Below are 19,134 nucleotides of genomic sequence, written 5' to 3' on the forward strand. Positions count from 1 at the left end.
TTCCCGATCAACATGCGCCCGCTCGAAGTACGCTATCCGTTGTACTTTGAAGGCGAGCCCCCCTCGACCGCAAACGGCTGCCCGCTGGTCCTGGGAGGACATTCCCTCACGGTCGATGGGGCGATGAGTTCGCTCTATGACCGTGAGGTTTTCGGCACGACGCGGGTCGAACGCTTCCGATTGCGCTTGCGCCTCAAGGGGGCGGCCGAAGTCGGCTTGCTGCATACTGACCAGAATGGTCACCGTCGCGTTGCATCGACCGCTCACAGCGGCGGCGGCAAGGACGTCTACCGCTATGTCGGCAACTATCTGATCTCCGAAACGACGGTCGACCCCTACCGGCATGAGCACGAGATTGTGATGCCGTTCGAGATCGTCACCGCCGATGGCGTATCAGGGCGCTGGAGCTTCACCGTGACGCCGCTGTTTGGCGCAGTGGAAGTGCTCTCGGCCGACTGGGAGATCGGCGCCACGCCGCAGCGCGAAGTCACCCCGGCCTTCGTCATCTGCACCTTCAATCGTGTCTCTCAGTTGCAGAACAACCTCGCAACCCTGAAGCACATTCTCGATGCCGAAACTGCAAACTGGCGGGTGATCGTCGTCGATAACGCCCGCACATTTTCTGTCCAACCGGGCCTTTCGACCGAGCGCATCCAGGTGATCGCTCAGAAGAACGTCGGCGGGGCAGGCGGTTTCGGACGCGGGATTCACGTGGCGCTGGACGATTCCTCGTCAAGCCACATCATCCTCCTTGATGACGATGCCGACATCGATGCGGTTTCGATCGCGAGGATGCTGAATCTGTTCCGCTTCCAGGTCGAAGACGAGGATTTTGTAGGCGGCGTGCAGATGGACGTCTACGACCCGGTAAAGCTGGCTGATGCAAGCGCCTACTGGCGAGCCGACCGCTTCGAGACCGTGGAGGCGCGTATGCCGCCGTCACGTCTCGACACACCGGAGGCCAAGAACGCTCTCGCCCGCAACATGTACACGAACTTCAACGGTTGGTGGCTGTTCGGCGGGAGCAAGGCCGCATTCTCCCGCAATGGCATGCCATTGCCGATCTTTGTCCATCTCGACGACGTGGACTACGGCGTCCGCGCCGACATTGCCGGTCGCAGAACATGGACCGTGCCCGGCATCGCGGTGTGGCACGAACCGTATTACGCCAAAGTCGAAGGCTGGTTCGCATTCTACAATATCCGCAACGAACTGATCCGCCTCAGCGGCCACCTGCCCCGCATGATTGACCGCATGATGAACGACGGCTTCGTGCTGCAGGCTAAGCCGCAACGCATGCTCGCCAAGCGCCTTAAGCGCGTGGAGAAGCAGCTGCGAGCACGCTTCCGCAATTTCGTCAGCACGAATCAGTACGGTTCGGCTTACCTCCTAAGCATGGCGGTGGAACGCTTCCTCGATGGCCCCGCGGCGTTCCGGGACGAGGATTTCGATGCCGTACATCAGGGGGTGATGGCGCAGTACAAGCGCTTCAACGCCAATTATCGCAAGCTGGACCGGCTGCCGGTCGGGCGCATGGCAATCGGGCCGGGCAACGCCAGGGGCAAGGTCTATCGCTTCCTGCAGCGACACAGCTTCAATGGCCACAAACTACCTACGCTGGCCTCGAATCCGTTCCGCCGTCTCGTGGTGTTTCCCCAGCGTATGGACATCAGCTGGACGGCGATGCCCATGCAGTCCGATTTCGCCTATAGCGATCCCGACAATGGCGCCCTGCACTACTTCGGCTTCGCTCCGGACGTCTATGCCGAGATCGGCAAGCACTTCGACAAGGTGATCAAGCGATATGCCCGCGAAAGCGAGCAGGCAGGCGCCCAGTGGGCCGGTGCCTACGACGACATCACCTCTCGAGAATACTGGTCCCAGTTGATTGCCAGTTTCGACTGAATGAAGGGCGGGGCGGCTCGAGCCGCCCTCCTCTCTCTCTCTCTCTCTCTCTCTCTCGCTCCTGCCGCCTAATGGGCCCGCCACGCTGTTCCGTCACAGGCCACGAATGCGCTTTCGTGGCCGCCACCCCGTGTGACTTCCTGCCGCCAGCGTGTGACGGGCTCGGCAAGATCGGTGACAAAAGCTATGGACCCTGCGCTGGTGCCGTCGCATCGGGGCAGGGCCGCGAGGGCAGTCCCAGTGATCTGCACTAGTGTCGAAGTTAGATGGCCCTGCGCATCGATGCTCGCGAGGTCCGCATCATCCGCCGCGTTGCGCAGCCTCAGCAGAGTTCCCGCAGGCGCCTTGTCGCTGGCCCTGCGTAGCGTTACCGTATCGTTCCCATTCGCAAGTTGTCCCGCCGCGAACACCGTACCCGCAAATGCAGGGGCGTTGGAAAAGACTATGCCCGCACCGACCGTGCAGCCTTGCGGATTGCTGTCGCGCGGACAGGCGGGATCCCCCACCGCCCCGTAATAAGTGGTCTGGATATCGATCGGGATGCGCGATGCGTTGACTTCAAGGCCCTTGGCAGCGTTTTGCACGACGAGAGCCTTGCCCCAGGCGCCCGTGGTCCGCTGCAACAGCACCCCCTGCATCCCCGAGCCCTGATGGGGACCTCCCGCGCCTCCCCCCGTCAGCAACATCCCGATAAGACCTGCGCCGTTCGCGGATGTCACGGCGCCCGGAGCGGATACATCCACGTTCAGATCGATTTCGAATGGCTTGTAGATGCCTGTCCCTATCCGATCTGCTGCATGAACGTTCTGCACCAGGTTGAGCACCTCCTGGACATTGCCATCTGCGGTGTTGCCGTTGCTGTCCGCCCCCATATAGCCCAGCACTTGGGACATCGCCCCGCGCGCCGGCCCGATCAATTCCTGCGCCCAGCCCTGAGTGGTATCCGCCCCCGCCTGTGGCGCCGGCAAGTCACGCCACACCTGCCAGGAGCCAGCACTGGTGTTGTAGCCGTTGGTCAAGGTATGATTGAAGCCATTCACTCCCGCTGCCCCTGGACCGGCAAAAATGGCCTGCGCCGAACTGCGGATAGTGATCGACCCCGCCACACCTCGCAGAGGGTTGCGGGATAAATGATAACGACCTGCCGGGATCACGACCTCTCCACCGACACCCGCTGCCGCGATTGCTCGGGCGAGGGCAGGAGCACTGTCGGCCTCTCCCTTGCCATCAGCTCCATAGGCGGAAATGTCCGCGGCCTGGCCTTTGCCATCGGCCTCCGCGGTCCGCTCAGGATTGTCCTGAGCGGCAGCTAGAGTCGCAGGAGCTGCCATCATCAGGATGGCGGTGCAGAAGTGAGCGATCCTTGGCATAGCAGCCTCCTGATGGCTGAACAGACAGATGACCGGGCGAGGCGGCCAGCCGGAATAGTTATCCGAACCAGCTCTCGTGGAAGTGAATTCCTTCCTCGATGTCTTCAAACCGGTGGAGTTCCCCTCCCCGTACGACATAAACAAGATTGCAGTTCTCACGGATGAAATGCATCTCGTGAGTGATGATCACCATCGTCTTGTGCCGCCGCTTGTCGAGCAGTTCAGTGCGGCTCTTTTCTTGGAAATGCTTGTCTCCGACCGCGATCACCTCGTCGATGATTAGGCAGTCGAAATCGATCGCCATGGATATGGCGAAGGCAAGTCTGGCACGCATGCCTGAGGAATATGTGCGTACGGGTTCGCGCAGGAAATGCCCCAATTCGGAAAAATCCTGCACGAAGCCATACAGCGCCTTGGGATCCTGCCCATAGACGCGGCAGATGAACTTGAAGTTGTCGTATCCCGTCAGGCTCGACTGAAACCCGCCCACGAAGCCCATCGGCCACGAGATGCTCATTCCTCGTGTGACCTTGCCGCGCGTCGGTTCCTCGGCACCGCTCACGATACGCACCAAGGTCGATTTGCCCGCGCCATTAGGGCCGAGCACGCCGATCTTGTCCCCCGGCCGGATCGTTAGCGAGACATCGTCGAGCACACGATGTGGTCCCGCACGGGTGCGGTAGATCTTCGTAATGTTTTCAAGAGTGATCGGGCCGGGGGTCATTCCGGGGTGATCTCCCGCGCGATCTTGCGCAATTGCGCCAGCCCGAGTACCGTCAGAACGGTGTTCACGGTCACTAGATAACCGACGTCGTAATGGGCGTGGAACTTCGAGCCAAAGAAACCCTCTCGCACTATCTCGACCCCGTTCACCATCGGAAGATAGAGGGCCAGCTTTTGCAATGCGGTGGGCAGCGCATCGACCTGGAACGCGGCGCCCGACAATGGCACAAGGAGGTACTGTGCCGGATGCCACAGCTTCTCCACGAATTCGTGCTCTTCCGACACAGCGCCGGCCAGGATCGCCAGACCGACCCCAAACCAGGCGAGCAGGGTCCAGCCAGCAATAACTTCCGCTAAATTTTCAGGCCAGGTTATATCGTCGGACATCATGCCGAAGATGAACGACACGACCACGAAGGACGCCGTCGCGCCGATAACTTCCAGCAGCAGACGCGACAGGTAGATGTCGATTGGCTTGATGTTGCGGTGATAGAGCAACGACAGGTTCGGCTCGATGGCGCCAATGGTGCGGAACCCCATGTTGCGCCACAACAGGATGCTGGAGTACCCCGTCACGGCGAAGGCCACGATCGGCAGCGATGACCCGTGCACCGCATGAAACGCCGACCACAGCGCTGCGACGCCCAGGGTGAAGATCATGGGTTCCACGAACAGCCACAGAAAACCGATGTTGTGCCGGCCGTAGCGGGTCAGCACCTCGCGCATCAGCAGAGCATGGATCACCCTGCCCTGAACGCGCGCGGAGCCGATCAGGCTGCTCATTCCATATGGTCCCGCACACTGGCGAGCAGCATCGAGAAGATACCCCAGGCCATCAGTCCCATGACGAGCGTAGCAAAGATGCCGCGCAGGCGATGCGGCTCAAGGGCGTCATCGGGCAGACCGGGCTGGACGATGCGCTCTACGTAAGCCTGCTTGCGCTGGGCATCGAGCCGAGCTTCCTCCAGCGCCGACAGGGTTGCGGCCAGCTGCTTGTCGGCGAATTGGCTGTCGAGTTGAAGGCGTTGGTATTCCACCGCAGCGCTGGACAGCGAACCATCTTTTCCACGCCCCCCCGCAGCCTTGGCCGTTTCGTCTGCGATTGATTTCTCGAGCCCTGCGATGCGAGCATCGAAAGCGCTCAGTTCCGAACTGTTGGAAGCCAACGCGCGGATCTGGTCTCGCTGGATGCGCGCGGCAATCAGTTCGTCCTGCAGCTTCGATACCATCTGAAGCTGGAGACCTGCCTGCTTCTCGGGGTCGACCAGGCCGGCCCGGTTCCGGTATTCCGCTAGAGCACGCGCAGTCTCGTCGACCTGGCCGCGGGACCGCTTGACTTCCTCGGTAGCGGACGCGACCAAATCCTTCTGCGCCCTCGAATTGAGCCGATTCACCAACTGCTCTGCCTGATGCAGCAATGCTTCGTTGAATGCCTTGGCCTCCGCCGCCGTGTAAGCCCGCACCTCGAGGGTCGTGATCGAAGTTGCGGTCTCGTGCTGAACGGTTACCTTGTTCGAAAAATATTGATACAGGGCTTCGAAGGAGCCATCCAGGCCCAGCGCATTGAAACGATTGAACGCTGAGATCGCGGACGAACCGTACGCCCTGGCGACAATACCGCCCCGATTGATGTCACGCAGTGCGTCACGAGACTGCAGATAGTCGTTAGCAACGTAGATCTCTTCACCTGCGCTGGAATAGCCTACTGACTTGAGCAATACGCCGAAGCCGGTTGTTTCCGGCTTGTTGGGGCTACGTACGACAAAGCGCGACTCGGAAATATAGACATCGCTGGCCAGCAGTCCGAAATAAAGGATCGCGAGCAACGTCGGCACCGATACGCACACGTGAAAAAGGACACCTACTCCGGCGGACTTCTTCAAAAGGCGCTTGAACATGCTTTGCATCGCAATTCTTTTCACATCGCCGGGCGGACCGCCGCCTCAGGCCTGGGGAATAATCGAAGGCTGTAACGCTCAGAGCCCGGCGGCCTGGACGGTCACGACTGGATAAATGGCGGCGCCGATAATGTTCACGAACTTCTGCAAATCGGCGACCGGTGCATTGGTGACGTAGACGATATCGCGATCCCTTATCGCAAAGTGCTGTGCCGCGAAGAAAGTGGCCGGATCGCGCAGGTCCGCACGGTAGATGACCGGCACCTTGCCATCACCATCTGTCACACCAGCAAGGTCCGCGCCGGGCAGTACCGTCACCATCGTTGCGGCATCCTCAAGTCGAAACACGAAGATGCCACCCGGATTGGCCCGATCGTCGCGCAGTCCGCCGATCCGGCCCAGGGCCTGCGCCAGAGTGATGCCCCGCGCTTCGAACTTGATCTCATCATTGCGACCAGTCGCACCAAGCACGGTGAAGCTGCGAGGCTGATAACTAACCGTGAGCACGTCGGCAGGGCGCAAGAAGATATTGTCGCCGGGCGAGGCGATGACCTGATCCAGCGGCATCTGGACACTCCGCCCGTCACGAGTGATCTGCAGACTGACTTTTTCGACCGGCTCACTTGGGCCGCCCGCAGCGGCGATGGCGTCGAGCACACGTTCGCCCCGTGAAGTCAGCGGCATGCGGATGCTTGATCGCACTTGGCCGACCACTGTAACCGCCGACGCAGCACCGCGCAGGCTGACCAGAGCCTGCGGCTGATGCGCCTTGCCCCTCAATCGCGCGACGATTTTCGCCGCGACCTGCTGCGGCGTGCTGCCTGACACGTCGATGAGGCCCGCGAACGGAACCATGATGCGTCCCTCCGCATCGACCTCGATATCGGGCAGCGCCATGCCACGCTGTCCTCCGGCCGTCGCAGCGGCCGAAGTAAGCGGTGCGGATGATGCGAATAGCACGGCGGGAGGTGCTTCGTAGAGAGTAATCTGCAGCGCGTCACCCGGACCTATGACCGAGCCGTAAGGCCTGCCTGCCCCGAATGTCGGCCCGAATGTTTCAGGTGCGTCCAATCCCTCAAGCTTGCGTGCAAGCGGGGCATCGACACCCAACAACAATGCAGCGCGGCCATCGGGGCGACCATCATCTCTGGTCGCCCGCTTGATCTGACCAAGCGAAGGTCCATCGCCCCCCATGATAGCATTGCCCGCGCAGCCGGACAGACCGACGAATGCGAGTGCACCCACGAGCGCACCTTTCAAGAACCCGCTCCGCGGCAAAAGCGGCTTCTGGGTCGATGAAAGAATTTGCGATGTAAAGGACGGCGCCGGTTTCGCAGCTGTCACACCGGCAGCGAGATGAGCTTTCATGAGGCCGACCTAGCTGAGGGTCGGAAAGCAGGCAAGACTGACAAGCCGTTAGTCGCGCCAGAGCGAATTAAAAATGTGGCACATTTCCGAATGCACGCACCACATTTCGAGCTGAACCCGCACTCCGGCATCCCTCCTCGCCGAAACACCCTCCTCCCCGAGCTTGCCCGGAGAGGAAACGGCGTCACGCCATCAGCGCTTCGATCTCGTCGATCGTCACCTTGAAGTCCGCCACCAGCCCGCGATACGGATCGGCGCTGGTCATATCGAGCCCGGCCTTCTTGAGGATATCCACCGGATCGGCCGAGCCGCCTGCCCGCAGCACATCGAGGTAGCGTTCGCGCTCGGCCTTGCCGCCGTTCAGGATCGAGTGCGCGAACCACGTCCCCGCCGAGATAGAGGTGGCGTACTGGTAGACGTAGAACGTGCTGTAGAAGTGCGGGATATAGGCCCACTCGATCGCGTAGGGCGCGTCGATCACGAAATTCGGGCCATGGTAGCGCTTGAGCAGGTCGAGGTAGACGCGCGTCAGGCTCTCGCCCGACAGGCCCTCTCCCGCTTCGGCCATCTCGTGCATCTTCAGTTCAAACTCGGCGAACATGGCCTGCCGGAAGAAGGTGCCGCGCATGCCCTCCAGCCGCATGCCAAGGTAGTAGATCTTCTCTTCCTTGGTCTTCGCCTGCTTCAGCATGTACTCGGTCAGCAGCACCTCGTTGCAGGTCGAGGCAATCTCGGCGGTGAAGATCGGGTAGTCGGACAGCTCGTAAGGCTGCACCGAATCAGCCAGCAGCGAATGCATCGCGTGGCCCCATTCATGCGCATACGTGGACAACCCCTCGTAGTTCTCGCCGAGGTTCAGCAGCAGGTAGGGATGCACGCCATAGGCCGAGCCGTTCATGTAGGCGCCCGGACGCTTGCCGGGGCGCGGCCAGGGATCCATCCACTTCGCCGCCGTCGCCGCGCCGAGGCGCTTGACGTAGTCGGGGCCCAGCGGCTCGACGGCCTTGAGGGTGATGTTGCGCATGTCAGTCAGCGTGAACTTGCGCTCCATGCTGACCAGCGGCGGATAGATGTCGTAATAGTGCATGTCCGGCAGCTTCAGCATCTTGCGGCGCAGTTCGAACGAGCGGTGGAGCTGCGGCAGACCGGCGTTCGTCTCGGCCACCAGCGTGCGGTAGACGCCCTCGGGCACCGCACCGGGGGCGAGCGCCATGGCAAGGCAGCTCTTGTAGCTGCGGGCGCGGGCCTCGAACACGTCGCCCTTGAGCTTGGCCGCCATCGCCGCGCCGAGCGAGCTTTCGAACTTGCCCATCTCGCCGAAGAAGCCGTCCATGACGTTCTTGCGGTCGTCGCGGTTCGGCGCGTCACGGGTCAGGGTGTACCCTTGCGCATCGAGCGTCGTCTTGCGCCCGTCCGACAGCGTCACTTCGGGCCAGGGAATGTCGGAGGAGAACAACTGCTCGCGGATCGTCTGCGGGCCGGACAGCGGCGAGGACACCGCCGCCAGCAGCGCCTCACCCCTGGCGTCGAGCGTGTGCTGGGCCTCGCGCAGGGTCTTGCGCAGGCCGAAGGCGAAGCGAGTGGAAAGCGTCTTGTCGGCGGCGATGAAGCTTTCGACCTTGTCCTTGCCCAGCTTCAGCGTTTCCGGCGCGGTCCACGCGGTCGCCTCGCCGAAGGCGGCGTAGAGGTCCATGACCTGCGCGTTGCGCTCCTGGTTGGCGGAGACGCGCACGTCCTCGTCGGCCTTCAGCGAGGCATAGACGTAGACGCGTGCGAAGGTCTTCGAGACTTCGGAGATATCCTCCAGCGCCTTGAGCATGGAGGGCGCGTCGGCGCCGAAGCTGTCCTTGTAGGCGGCGAGGCGAGGCAGCGCGGCGGCGACCTGCTTGCGCGCGGCGTCCCAGGCGTCGAGGCCGGGATAAAGGTCAGTGAGGTCCCACTGCGCGGCTGCTGCTTCGGCCGCATGCGCCGTACCTGCGAGCAAAGAGGGTAGCGCCGAAGCGAGAGGAAGCGCGGCGGCGATGCCCAGTGCGCCGCGACGGTCGGTTTCGATCATGGATGTGTCCCTTGCATCCCACGCCCGGAAAAGCGCTGGGGTCGATCGGCCGAAGCTATCGGCTTGGCCCATCGTTGCAAGAGAAACGCCGACGCTGATCGAACAGCGTCGGCGGTTGGTCGAAGGGTGCGTATGACCGCTCCTTCTTCCTCCGTCATCCCCGCGAAGGCGGGGCCCATCTGCTGACCGTGCAACACGAAAATTCAGGAGATGGGTTCCCGCCTTCGCGGGAATGACGGAGGAAGAATGTAAGCACCCGACAGGAATGCAGTGCTCTTTCAGATCAGCCCAGCGCCGCCTTCAGCGCATCGGCGAGATCGGTGCGCTCCCAGGGGAACAGGTCACCCTCGGGCTTGCGGCCAAAGTGGCCATAAGCGGCGGTCGGGCCGTAGATCGGCTTGTTGAGGCCAAGGCCGACACGGATGCCGCGCGGGGTCAGGCCGCCCAGCTTCTCGGCCGAGACCTTGGCGATCGCGGCTTCCAGCACGGCGTCATCGACGCTGCCGGTGCCATGGGTATCGACGTAAAGCGAGAGAGGGGCGGAGACACCGATCGCGTAGGACACCTGGATGGTGCAGCGCGTGGCGAGGCCGGCGGCGACCACGTTCTTCGCCAGATAGCGCGTCACGTAGGCGGCGGAACGGTCCACCTTGGTCGGATCCTTGCCCGAGAACGCACCGCCGCCATGCGGCGAGGCACCGCCGTACGTGTCGACGATGATCTTGCGGCCGGTGAGGCCCGCGTCGCCATCAGGGCCGCCGATCTCGAACGAGCCGGTCGGGTTGATGTGGAAGACCGTCTTGTCGGTGACGAAGCCCTCGGGGAGAAGCTCGGTCACGACCGCCTTCACGTAGCCTTTGAGTTCGGCTTCTTTCTCGCCCTTGTCGTAGCCCGGCGCGTGCTGGGTCGAGACGACGACGGCGGTGGCTTCCACCGGCACGCCGTTCTCGAAGCGCAGGGTCACCTGGCTCTTGGCGTCGGGCTCAAGGAACGGGGCCGCGCCCGAATGGCGGTCTTCGGCCAGCTTGTGCAGGATCTTGTGGCTGTAATCGAGCGTCGCGGGCATCAGGTCGGGCGTTTCGTCGCAGGCGAAACCGAACATGATGCCCTGGTCGCCCGCGCCTTCATCCTTGTTGCCCGCCGCATCGACGCCCTGCGCAATGTGCGCGGACTGGGCATGCAGGCGGTTGATGAATTCGAACGTCTCCCAGTGGAAGCCGTCCTGCGCGTAACCGATCTTCTTGACGACGGCGCGAACGGTCTTCTCGATTTCCTCGAGCGCGCCTTCGGCCCACTCGCCGTTCTCGAACACGCCTTTGCAGCGGATTTCGCCTGCGAGGACAACGAGTTGGGTGGTCGTCAACGTCTCGCACGCGACGCGCGCTTCGGGGTCCTTCGACAGGAACAGATCGACGATGGCGTCGGAAATCTGGTCGGAAACCTTGTCCGGATGGCCTTCGGAGACGCTTTCGGACGTGAAGACGTAGTTGCTGCGCATGTGATCCCTTGGGATATAAAGGAAGCTTTATGTGAGTGCGGGGTCTAGACCCGACGGCGACCGAGTGCAACCACGCAAAGCGCAACCGCCATCAGCAGTGCGGCAAGCGCGAGCGGCAGCGCATTGCCCAGTAGGGCAAAGAGCGTCGGCTCATGGGCCTGCGGGATCAGGCCATCGAGACGACCGGCACGGTGGCGCGGCACGAAGGCCCGCACGATCCCGTCGGCATCGATCACCGCACTGATTCCCGTAGTTGTCGAGCGCAGCACCGGCAGGCCCTCCTCGATCGCGCGCAGCCGCGCCTGAGCAAGATGCTGGGGCGGCCCCCAGGCGCCGAACCAGCCATCGTTCGAGGGGTTGAAGATATAGTCGGGCCGGTTGGCGGGATCGACGACCTCGCCGCTGAAGACGATCTCGTAGCAGATCTGGATTCCGGCCTTGCCATAGGCGCCGAAGTCGACGGTGCGCGGCCCCGGTCCCGGCAGGAAGTCGAGTTGCCCCGCGACCAGACGGCTGAGCCCGATCGGCCCGAGCAGAGAGCGCATCGGCAGATACTCGCCAAAAGGCACGAGGTGGGCCTTGGAATACCCTGCCAGGATCGCCCCGTTTCCATCGATTGCCGTAACCGAATTGCGCGCCGCCTTCTCCTCCTCGCCCTCCATGACGAGGTCGACGGCGCCGGTCATCAGCAGTCCGTAAGGCCCGACCACACGGCCCAGGCGGCGTCGGGCGATCTCCGGATCACCGGCATACGTATAGATGCGGTAGAGATAGCTCGGATAGCCGTCGCGCAGGAAATCGCCGAGCCCCGATTCAGGCCAGAACACAGCGCGCCGGTCCCCCGGCGTGCGCGGCAGCGACAGCGACGCGAGGCGCTGGAAATTGCGCTCGAAATAGCGCGGGTCGTCGATGAACTCCTGCCGGATGTCGGGCTGGACCAGCGTGTAGCGCACCGGGCCGGGCTGCGCAGCCGGAGCGGGCGCTTGCATGGCGAAACCAAGCCCGCCCGCCAGCACCGCGACGGCTATGGGCGCAAGCACCTTCCCGGAGGGCAGCCGGGCCATGATGCCGGGCACGCCGGACACCACGACCAGCACGCCCGAGAGGCCATACGTCCCGATCCACGGCGCCAGAATGCCAAGCCCCCGGCTTTCAAACCCGCCCAGCAGGGCGATGCCCAGCGGATTCCAGGCGAAGCCGGAGAACAGCCAGGCGCGAATCCACTCCGTGACGATCCAGGTCGCGGCGAAAGCGAGGGCGAGCGCGGCGAAACCGCGCGAACCTTCGCGGCGGTCGGGCCGGGCCACCAGCCAGGCCGCCAACGCCGCCGCTGCGGGGAACAGCGCAAGGTAGAGCGCCAGCAGTACCACCGCGATCATGCCCAGCCAGGCGGGCATGTTCGCCTGATAAGTGAAGGCGGTCGCGATCCAGTTGTTGCCGAGAGTGAAGTGCCCGAGCCCGAAACACCAGCCCAGCAGGAAGACCTGCCGCCCCGTCCTTGCCCGAACCACCAGTTCGAGCAGCCAGGCGACGGCGATCAGGGTCAGCGGCCAGAGCGCGAGGGGCTGGAAGCCGCAGGCCGCGAGGGCACCGGCGGCAATGGCCGCCAGTGCGCGCGCACCCGGCCGCGGGGGCACGGCCAGGGTGAGGGTTCTGAGGAAAGGCGAAGCGTACCGGTCGGACTGCATCGCCATGGGCTTGTAAGCCCGGACCGGCGCGACGCAAGGGACCAGTTACGATCCCGTGCACGCGCGCCGGGGAAGGAGGATCAGCCTTCGACGGCCTCGGGAGCAGCTTCGTCTCCGGCGGCAGCCTTGCGGGTGCGGCGACGGCGGGGCTTTTCCTCGGCGGCAGGTTCGGCCTCAGCGGCCGGAGCTTCGGCCGGGGCAGCCTTGGGGGCGCGCTTGCGGGTCGGCTTGGCCGAGATCGCGGGCGGGAGGGCCGCTGCGTCGAAACCGGCGGGCTCTTCCTGAGCAACCGGAGCAGAAGCAGCTTCGACGGGAGCCTCTTCGGCCTCGCCCTGCGCCTCGTCGCCTTCGTCGCGACGGGAGCCGCGCGGCTTGCGCTGCTTCAGGCCACGCGAAGCGCGGTTGTCGCGCACGAAGGGGTTCTCGGGCGGTTCGTAGAGGTTGGACCCCACTTCGGCCACCTCGTCGGTAGCCTCGACGGCGGGCGGCGCAGCCTGCTCGGGAGCGCGCTGTTCGTGGCGCGGCTCATTGCGCGGCTCGTACTGGCGCTGATCGTTGCGGTGTTCGTTCCGGGGCTCATACTGACGCTGTTCACGCTCAGGGCGCGGAGCGCGTTCGACGGGAGCGCGTTCGACGGGAGCTGGCGGCGCTTCGCCGTAGGGATCGTCGTACGAACCGTAATCGTCGCCGTAATCGTTCTGGCGATGATCGTCGCGGCGCGGCTGATTCGGCTGGCGAGCGTCTTCCTGGCGCTGCTTCTGGTCGGCGATGACACGGAAGTAGTGATCCGCGAACTGGAGGTAGTATTCCTCCGTCACGCGGTCGCCATTAAGGTGGGCGTCGTGCGCCATCTTCCGATACTTTTCCAGAAGCTGCGGCGCATTGCCACGTGCCCTGCTGTCGATCCGGTTGGTCTGCTGGCCGCCCTGCTGACGGTTGTTACCGCGGCCGCGCCGACGGTTGTTACCACGATTGTTGTTATTCAAGGGATGACTTTCCTCAAAACCCCGGGCTTTAAAACCCTGGCACGCTCCGGTCCCGATCAACCGGACTGCCGTACGTCACATGATCCCGACCGGCCCCCCGGCCGCCGCGATTTTCCCCATCTGCCCTGTCGGTTGCGTTGACGCCGCCGACCGCTTGCAAATGCTGGAGGCGAACCGGGTATGGGAAATCATCGTCCATCGGCCGGTTCGCGGTAATCATTAGGGATTGTAGAGGACGATTCCAAGCGGAAACTTACGCCCCAAGTACGTTTGTCCCCGAAAACGCGACGACCCGGTCGCGCCCGCCCAGATCACGATGAACCCGGGACGACAGCCCGGCAGCCGCGCCGATCGCCGCCACGGCGTCGGCTTGTCGCCAGCCGATCTCGACCATCGCCACGCCGCCTGGGGCCATGAGGCCGGGAAGCTGGGGCACGAGGACGCGGTAGTCGTCCAGCCCCTCCGGCCCCGAGAACAGCGCGCCCGCAGGCTCGAAGGCACGGACCGAAGTGTCGAGTTCGGCCGCATCCTCGACGTAAGGCGGGTTGGTGAGGATCAGGTCGAAGCGGCCGAGATCAGCCGACCAGCCGGGCTTTGTCCAGTCAGCCACCAGCAGCCGGGCGGTCGGGGCATGGCGATCGGCATTGACCTGCGCCACCGCCAGCGTCTCGGCCGAACGGTCGATCGCGACACCTTGCGCCTCCGGCCATACCGACAGCGCCGCCAGCAGCAGCGCGCCGGTCCCGGTGCCGAGATCGAGGATGCGGGTGGGCGAGCGCGCGGGCAAAGCCTCGCGGGCGGCCTCGATCAGTGTTTCGGTATCGCCGCGCGGGATCAGCGTCGCCGGGGTGACCGCGAGTTCGAGGCCGTAGAACTCGGCCGTGCCGGTGATGTAGGCGGCCGGCTCATGCGCGGCACGCCGCTCGACCAGCGCGGCGAAGCCCTCGGGCGCCGGATCGCGCATGCGGCCAAGCAAAAGCTGCGAACGGGTGACGCCCAGCGCATGGGCCATCAGGACTTCGGCGTCGAGGCGGGCAGTATCGCTGGTTTCGGCGAGACGCAGGGTGGCATCGCGGATGGCCTCTGCGACGGTATCAGGCATTCCCCCTTTATCCACTTAGGGCTGCCAGCCGCTTCGCCTCGTCCTCGGCGATCAGCGCATCGACCAGTTCCGCCAGGCCCGGCCCTTCGAGCACTTCGGGCAGGCGGTGCAAGGTCAGGTTGATGCGGTGGTCGGTGACGCGCCCTTGCGGGAAGTTGTAGGTGCGGATGCGCTCCGAGCGGTCGCCGGAACCGACCATGGCCTTGCGCGCCTCGGCCTCGGCGCCTTGCGCCTCGTCGCGCATCTTCTCGTAGAGCCGTGCGCGCAGGACCTGCATCGCCTTGGCCTTGTTCTTGTGCTGACTGCGCTCGTCCTGGCAGGTGACGACGATGCCCGATGGCAGGTGCGTGATGCGCACCGCCGAATCGGTCGTGTTGACGTGCTGCCCGCCCGCGCCCGAGGCGCGGTAGATGTCGATCTTGAGATCCTTGTCCTCGATCGCCACGTCGACCTCGGTGGGTTCGGGCAGGACCGCGACGGTGGCCGCCGATGTGTGGATGCGCCCGCCCGATTCGGTGACGGGCACGCGCTGGACGCGGTGGACGCCGCTTTCGAACTTCAGCTTGGCGAAGACGCCCGAGCCGGTGACGTTGGCGACGACTTCCTTGAAGCCGCCAACATCGCTGGCATTGGCGCTGACCATCTCGACCCGCCAGCCCTGCTCGGCGGCGTATTTCTCGTACATGCGGTAGAGGTCGGCGGCGAACAGTGCGGCCTCGTCGCCGCCGGTGCCGGCGCGGATTTCCAGCATCGCCGGGCGCACGTCGGCGGCATCCCGTGGGAGCATGGCGATGGCGAGGCGGCGCTCGGCCTCGGGCAGCTCGGCCTTGAGGCGCGCGGCTTCCTCCGCTGCGAGGGCGCGCATCTCGGGGTCGGGGTCTTCTAAGCCCAGCAGCGATTCGAGTTCGCCGCGCATCGCAACGACTTCGGCAGCGGCGCGCGCGATGGGTTCAAGCTCGGCGTAGTCGCGGCTTGCAGCGACGAAGGCTTCCCCCTCAAGCGTACCCGAGGCAAGGCGCGCCTCCAGTTCGGCCAGACGGCCGCCGAGCTGGGCGAGGCGGATGTCGGAAATCGCCATCAGCGTGCGCCTTCAAGGGCTTCGAGAGGCTGCGCCTGCCCCTTCGACGAGCTCAGGGTGGGCGGACGCAGCGTAAAACTCCAACCCCGCTCAGGCTGAGCCTGTCGAAGCCCTCCGCAAAGTTGTGACCATACTTCCATCACGGCTGGATGGTCACCAGCACCTGCTCCACCGCCAGCCGTGCAGGGGTGGTTTCACCGGCACGCAAGTTGGCCGTCGGCACGCCGTCCTTGACCACGAACGAGACGATCGCCTTCGCGTTCGACTTCACCGCCTTGTCGAAGCGCTTGCGCGGGCTTCCGGTGGCGATGATCTCGGCATCGATGCCCTGGTGGCGCAGCGCGGTCAGCGTCTTGAGCGCGAAGTGCAGCGCCGCATCGTCCTCGACCGCGAGCATCGCCGTCAGCGGCGCTTCGGTGGTCTGGCCAGCGTCGGCCACCAGCATGGCAAGGCGCTCGATCCCCGCCGCCCAGCCGACCGCCGGGGTCTCGGGACCGCCGAGCGCGGCCATCAGGCCATCGTAGCGGCCGCCGCCCAGTACGGTGCCTTGCGCGCCCAGCCGGTCGGTCACGAACTCGAAGGCGGTGTGGCGATAGTAATCCAGCCCACGCACCAGCGCCTCGGCGCGGGTCCACGCGACGCCCGCCGCATCGAGACCCGAAGTGACCGCGCCGAAGAAGTCCTGCGCCTCGGCCGAGAGGAAGTCGTCGATCTTGGGGGCATCGGCGGTGAAGGGCTTGTCGCGCGGGTCCTTGGAATCGAGGATGCGCAGCGGGTTGCGCTCGAGGCGGTCTTGCGAATCCTCGGACAATACATCCTTGTGGCCGCGGAAGTATTCGACCAGCGCCGCGCGCCAGGCCTCGCGGCTCTCGCCGTCGCCCAAGGTGTTAAGCTGCAGCGTCACGCCGTCCGCAATGCCCAGTTCCTTGAGCAGTTGGTCGGCCATGACCAGCAGTTCCACGTCGGCCATCGGCTCTGCCGCGCCGATCACTTCGGCGTCGATCTGGTGGAACTGGCGGTAGCGGCCCTTCTGCGGACGCTCGTAGCGGAATAGCGGCCCGTGCGTCGCGACCTTGAGCGGCGCGAACTGCTTCCAGCCGTCGGTCAGGTAGGCGCGGGCGATGCCGGCGGTGAATTCGGGGCGCAGCGTCAGCGATTCGCCGCCGCGATCCTCGAACGAATACATCTCCTTGGAGACCACGTCGGTCGTCTCGCCGAGCGAGCGCGAGAACACGGCGGTCTTCTCGAACACCGGCATTTCCACGCGGCGAAAGCGGTAGAGCTTGCGCACGCGCTCGAAGGTCTCGACGACGTGGGCGAAAGACTCGGCATCGGCGCCGAAGATGTCTTGGGTTCCGCGAATGGCCTGTGGTGTGGTGTTCATGACGCGCGCGTCTAGCCGCAATGGCGCACTTCGTGAAGTGGCCCCGCCATTTTGAGAGGCCAAAACGACGGCATCAATGGTTGCCAAATGCGGTAACAAGCGCAAAGACCTACGCAATGAAGAATCTGCTTAAGGGCGCGACCCTCCTCACCTCCCTGCTGCTGGCGACTTCCGTTTTCGCGCAGGATGCTAACCGCTCCACGCCGATGGCCCCGCCGCTTCCGCCGGAAATGCCCGCCGCGAAGGACGTGCCTTATGCCGGCACGATCGGCCTGAACATCGACGCGAGTGACATTTCGCGCGGCGTCTACCGCGTCACCCAGACGATCCCGGTCGCACCCGGCGCGCGAGATCTGATCCTGCTGCAGGCGGGCTGGCTGCCGGGCAACCACTCGGAAACCGGACCTTACGGCCTCCTCGCCGACATCCACTTCTATGCGGACGGCCCCAATGGCACTCGGGAAATCGCCTGGGTGCGTGACACCGTCGCGGTCAACGCCTTCCACCTCGCGCTGCCGGAGGGGACGAAGACCGTCACCGCGAAGTTCGTCCACACCTCCCCGCTGCAGACCAGCGAGGGGCGCATCACGATGACGCAGGAGATGCTCAACCTGCAGTGGGAGAAGATGAGCCTCTACCCGGCGGGCTACTACACGCGCGGCATCCCGTACAAGCCGACGGTCACCTTCCCCCGGGGCTGGCAGGTGTTCACCGCGCTCGACGGCTTCCAGCGGACCGGCGACACCGTCACCTGGAACACCATCGATTTCGAGCGCCTCGTCGATTCGCCGATCTTCGCCGGCATCCATTCGCAGCGCTGGGACCTGGGCCAGAACGTCTTCATGGACGTCGTCGCCGACGAGCCGGACCTCCTCGCGATCAAGCCCGAGAACCTGCAGACTTACCGCAACCTCGTGAAGGAGGCGACGACCACCTTCGGCTCGAAGCACTTCGACCATTACGACTTCCTGCTCGCCCTCACCGACCGCATGGGCGGTATCGGCCTCGAACATCACCGCTCCAGCGAGAACCAGCAGGAGCCCAAATCGTGGACCGACTGGGCCGGGATGGACTGGGACCGCAACGTCATCGCGCATGAATTCGTGCACAGCTGGAACGGCAAGTTCCGCCGCGGCGCCGATGCCTGGACGCCGGACTACCAACAGCCGATGCAGAACACGATGCTGTGGGTCTACGAGGGTCAGACCCAGTTCTGGGGCTATGTCCTCGCCGCCCGCTCGGGCGTGCAGTCGCGCGATATGGTCATGGCGATGTTCGCTACCGCTGCGGGCAAGTATGCCGAAGGCACTCCCGGCCGGTCGTGGCGCTCGGTCGAGGACACCGTCAACGCGCCGCAGCTGATGCGCCGCCGCCCGCTGCCCTACACCTCGCTCACCCGCTCGGAAGACTACTACGTCGAGGGCGCGCTGACTTGGCTTGAAGCCGACCAGATCATCCGCAAGGGCACGGGCGGCGCCAAGGGGCTCGACGATTTCGCCAAGGCCTTCTTTGGCGTGCGCGACGGCGACTGGGGCGAAGTGACTTACGACTTCGACGAAGTCGTGAAGGTGCTGAACGGCGTATACGCCTACGACTGGGCCGGCTTCCTGCGCACGCGCCTCTACTACACCAACCAGCCCGCACCGCTGAACGGCGTGCAGATGGCCGGCTACAAACTGGTGTGGAAGGACAAGCCCAACGCCTACGAAAAGGGAATCGCCGAGGAGCGCAAGACGCTCGACCTCACCTACTCGCTCGGCGTGACGCTGAACAAGGACGGCGACGTCACCGCGACCTTGTGGGACGGCCCGGCCTACAATGCGGGCATCGTCAACTCGACGAAGATCGTCGCGGTGGGCGGCCGTGCCTATTCGTCCGACGTGATGAAGGATGCGATCACCGCCGCGAAGACCGCGAAGGCGCCTATCAGCCTGCTGATCAAGCGCGGCGAGCGGTATCAGACGGTCGCGATCGACTACCACGGCGGCCTGCGCCACCCCTGGCTGGAGAGCACCACACCGGGCAAGGTCAACGGCTTCGACAAGCTGCTCACCGCGCGCGCCAAGTAACGAACCTGT

Annotated in this window: 14 protein-coding genes; 2 read left to right on the forward strand and 12 right to left on the reverse strand. The window is 64.4% G+C overall.

Features of this window, described 5'->3' with window-relative positions; all coding sequences use genetic code 11:
* The first annotated feature begins 12 nt into the window (after positions 1 to 12).
* A complete protein-coding gene (locus QRN25_RS17500) occupies positions 13 to 1,905 on the forward strand; it encodes a glycosyltransferase family 2 protein (RefSeq protein WP_271182421.1) in 1,893 nt (630 codons plus the stop codon).
* A gap of 68 nt (positions 1,906 to 1,973) precedes the next feature.
* Here the strand turns inward: QRN25_RS17500 and QRN25_RS17505 are convergent, their stop codons facing one another.
* From QRN25_RS17505 to hisS, 12 genes are all read right to left on the reverse strand, one after another.
* Positions 1,974 to 3,275, reverse strand: coding sequence for a hypothetical protein (locus QRN25_RS17505; protein WP_285020471.1), 1,302 nt, complete (start codon positions 3,273 to 3,275; stop codon positions 1,974 to 1,976).
* A gap of 58 nt (positions 3,276 to 3,333) precedes the next feature.
* Positions 3,334 to 3,999 (reverse strand): ABC transporter ATP-binding protein, encoded by a 666-nt coding sequence (locus QRN25_RS17510; RefSeq protein ID WP_271182423.1) that lies wholly within the window; start codon positions 3,997 to 3,999, stop codon positions 3,334 to 3,336.
* Complete coding sequence (locus QRN25_RS17515; protein ID WP_271182424.1) at positions 3,996 to 4,781, reverse strand: ABC transporter permease; 786 nt, start codon at positions 4,779 to 4,781, stop codon at positions 3,996 to 3,998. Before QRN25_RS17515 ends, QRN25_RS17510 begins: the two co-directional genes overlap by 4 nt.
* Positions 4,778 to 5,905: a KpsE/RkpR family capsule polysaccharide export protein gene (locus tag QRN25_RS17520; protein ID WP_285020472.1), complete on the reverse strand. Its 1,128-nt coding sequence runs from the start codon at positions 5,903 to 5,905 to the stop codon at positions 4,778 to 4,780. The genes QRN25_RS17515 and QRN25_RS17520 overlap by 4 nt, the downstream gene beginning before the upstream one ends.
* A gap of 69 nt (positions 5,906 to 5,974) precedes the next feature.
* On the reverse strand, positions 5,975 to 7,264 hold the full coding sequence (locus QRN25_RS17525) for a polysaccharide biosynthesis/export family protein (protein ID WP_350224258.1): 1,290 nt from the start codon (positions 7,262 to 7,264) through the stop codon (positions 5,975 to 5,977).
* 184 nt (positions 7,265 to 7,448) lie between these two features.
* Positions 7,449 to 9,320 (reverse strand): oligoendopeptidase F, encoded by a 1,872-nt coding sequence (pepF, locus tag QRN25_RS17530; RefSeq protein ID WP_285020473.1) that lies wholly within the window; start codon positions 9,318 to 9,320, stop codon positions 7,449 to 7,451.
* 283 nt (positions 9,321 to 9,603) lie between these two features.
* A complete protein-coding gene (metK, locus tag QRN25_RS17535) occupies positions 9,604 to 10,818 on the reverse strand; it encodes a methionine adenosyltransferase (protein WP_285020474.1) in 1,215 nt (404 codons plus the stop codon).
* A gap of 44 nt (positions 10,819 to 10,862) precedes the next feature.
* A complete protein-coding gene (gene lnt, locus QRN25_RS17540; RefSeq protein WP_285020476.1) occupies positions 10,863 to 12,512 on the reverse strand; it encodes an apolipoprotein N-acyltransferase in 1,650 nt (549 codons plus the stop codon).
* A gap of 74 nt (positions 12,513 to 12,586) precedes the next feature.
* Positions 12,587 to 13,492 (reverse strand): DUF4167 domain-containing protein, encoded by a 906-nt coding sequence (locus tag QRN25_RS17545; protein WP_285020478.1) that lies wholly within the window; start codon positions 13,490 to 13,492, stop codon positions 12,587 to 12,589.
* Between the two features lie 253 nt (positions 13,493 to 13,745).
* The gene (gene prmC / locus QRN25_RS17550; RefSeq protein ID WP_285020480.1) at positions 13,746 to 14,594 is read right to left on the reverse strand and encodes a peptide chain release factor N(5)-glutamine methyltransferase; all 849 of its coding nucleotides are present in this window, start codon (positions 14,592 to 14,594) and stop codon (positions 13,746 to 13,748) included.
* Between the two features lie 7 nt (positions 14,595 to 14,601).
* Positions 14,602 to 15,672, reverse strand: coding sequence for a peptide chain release factor 1 (gene prfA / locus QRN25_RS17555; RefSeq protein ID WP_285020482.1), 1,071 nt, complete (start codon positions 15,670 to 15,672; stop codon positions 14,602 to 14,604).
* Between the two features lie 139 nt (positions 15,673 to 15,811).
* Positions 15,812 to 17,056, reverse strand: coding sequence for a histidine--tRNA ligase (gene hisS, locus QRN25_RS17560; protein WP_285020484.1), 1,245 nt, complete (start codon positions 17,054 to 17,056; stop codon positions 15,812 to 15,814).
* Positions 17,057 to 17,172: 116 nt separating this feature from the next.
* Between hisS and QRN25_RS17565 the strand changes: the two genes are divergently transcribed.
* The gene (locus tag QRN25_RS17565; RefSeq protein ID WP_285020485.1) at positions 17,173 to 19,125 is read left to right on the forward strand and encodes a M61 family metallopeptidase; all 1,953 of its coding nucleotides are present in this window, start codon (positions 17,173 to 17,175) and stop codon (positions 19,123 to 19,125) included.
* Positions 19,126 to 19,134 lie beyond the last annotated feature (9 nt).

It is taken from the genome of Novosphingobium sp. fls2-241-R2A-195 (assembly GCF_030209485.1).
In the GTDB taxonomy this organism is placed as follows: domain Bacteria; phylum Pseudomonadota; class Alphaproteobacteria; order Sphingomonadales; family Sphingomonadaceae; genus Novosphingobium; species Novosphingobium resinovorum.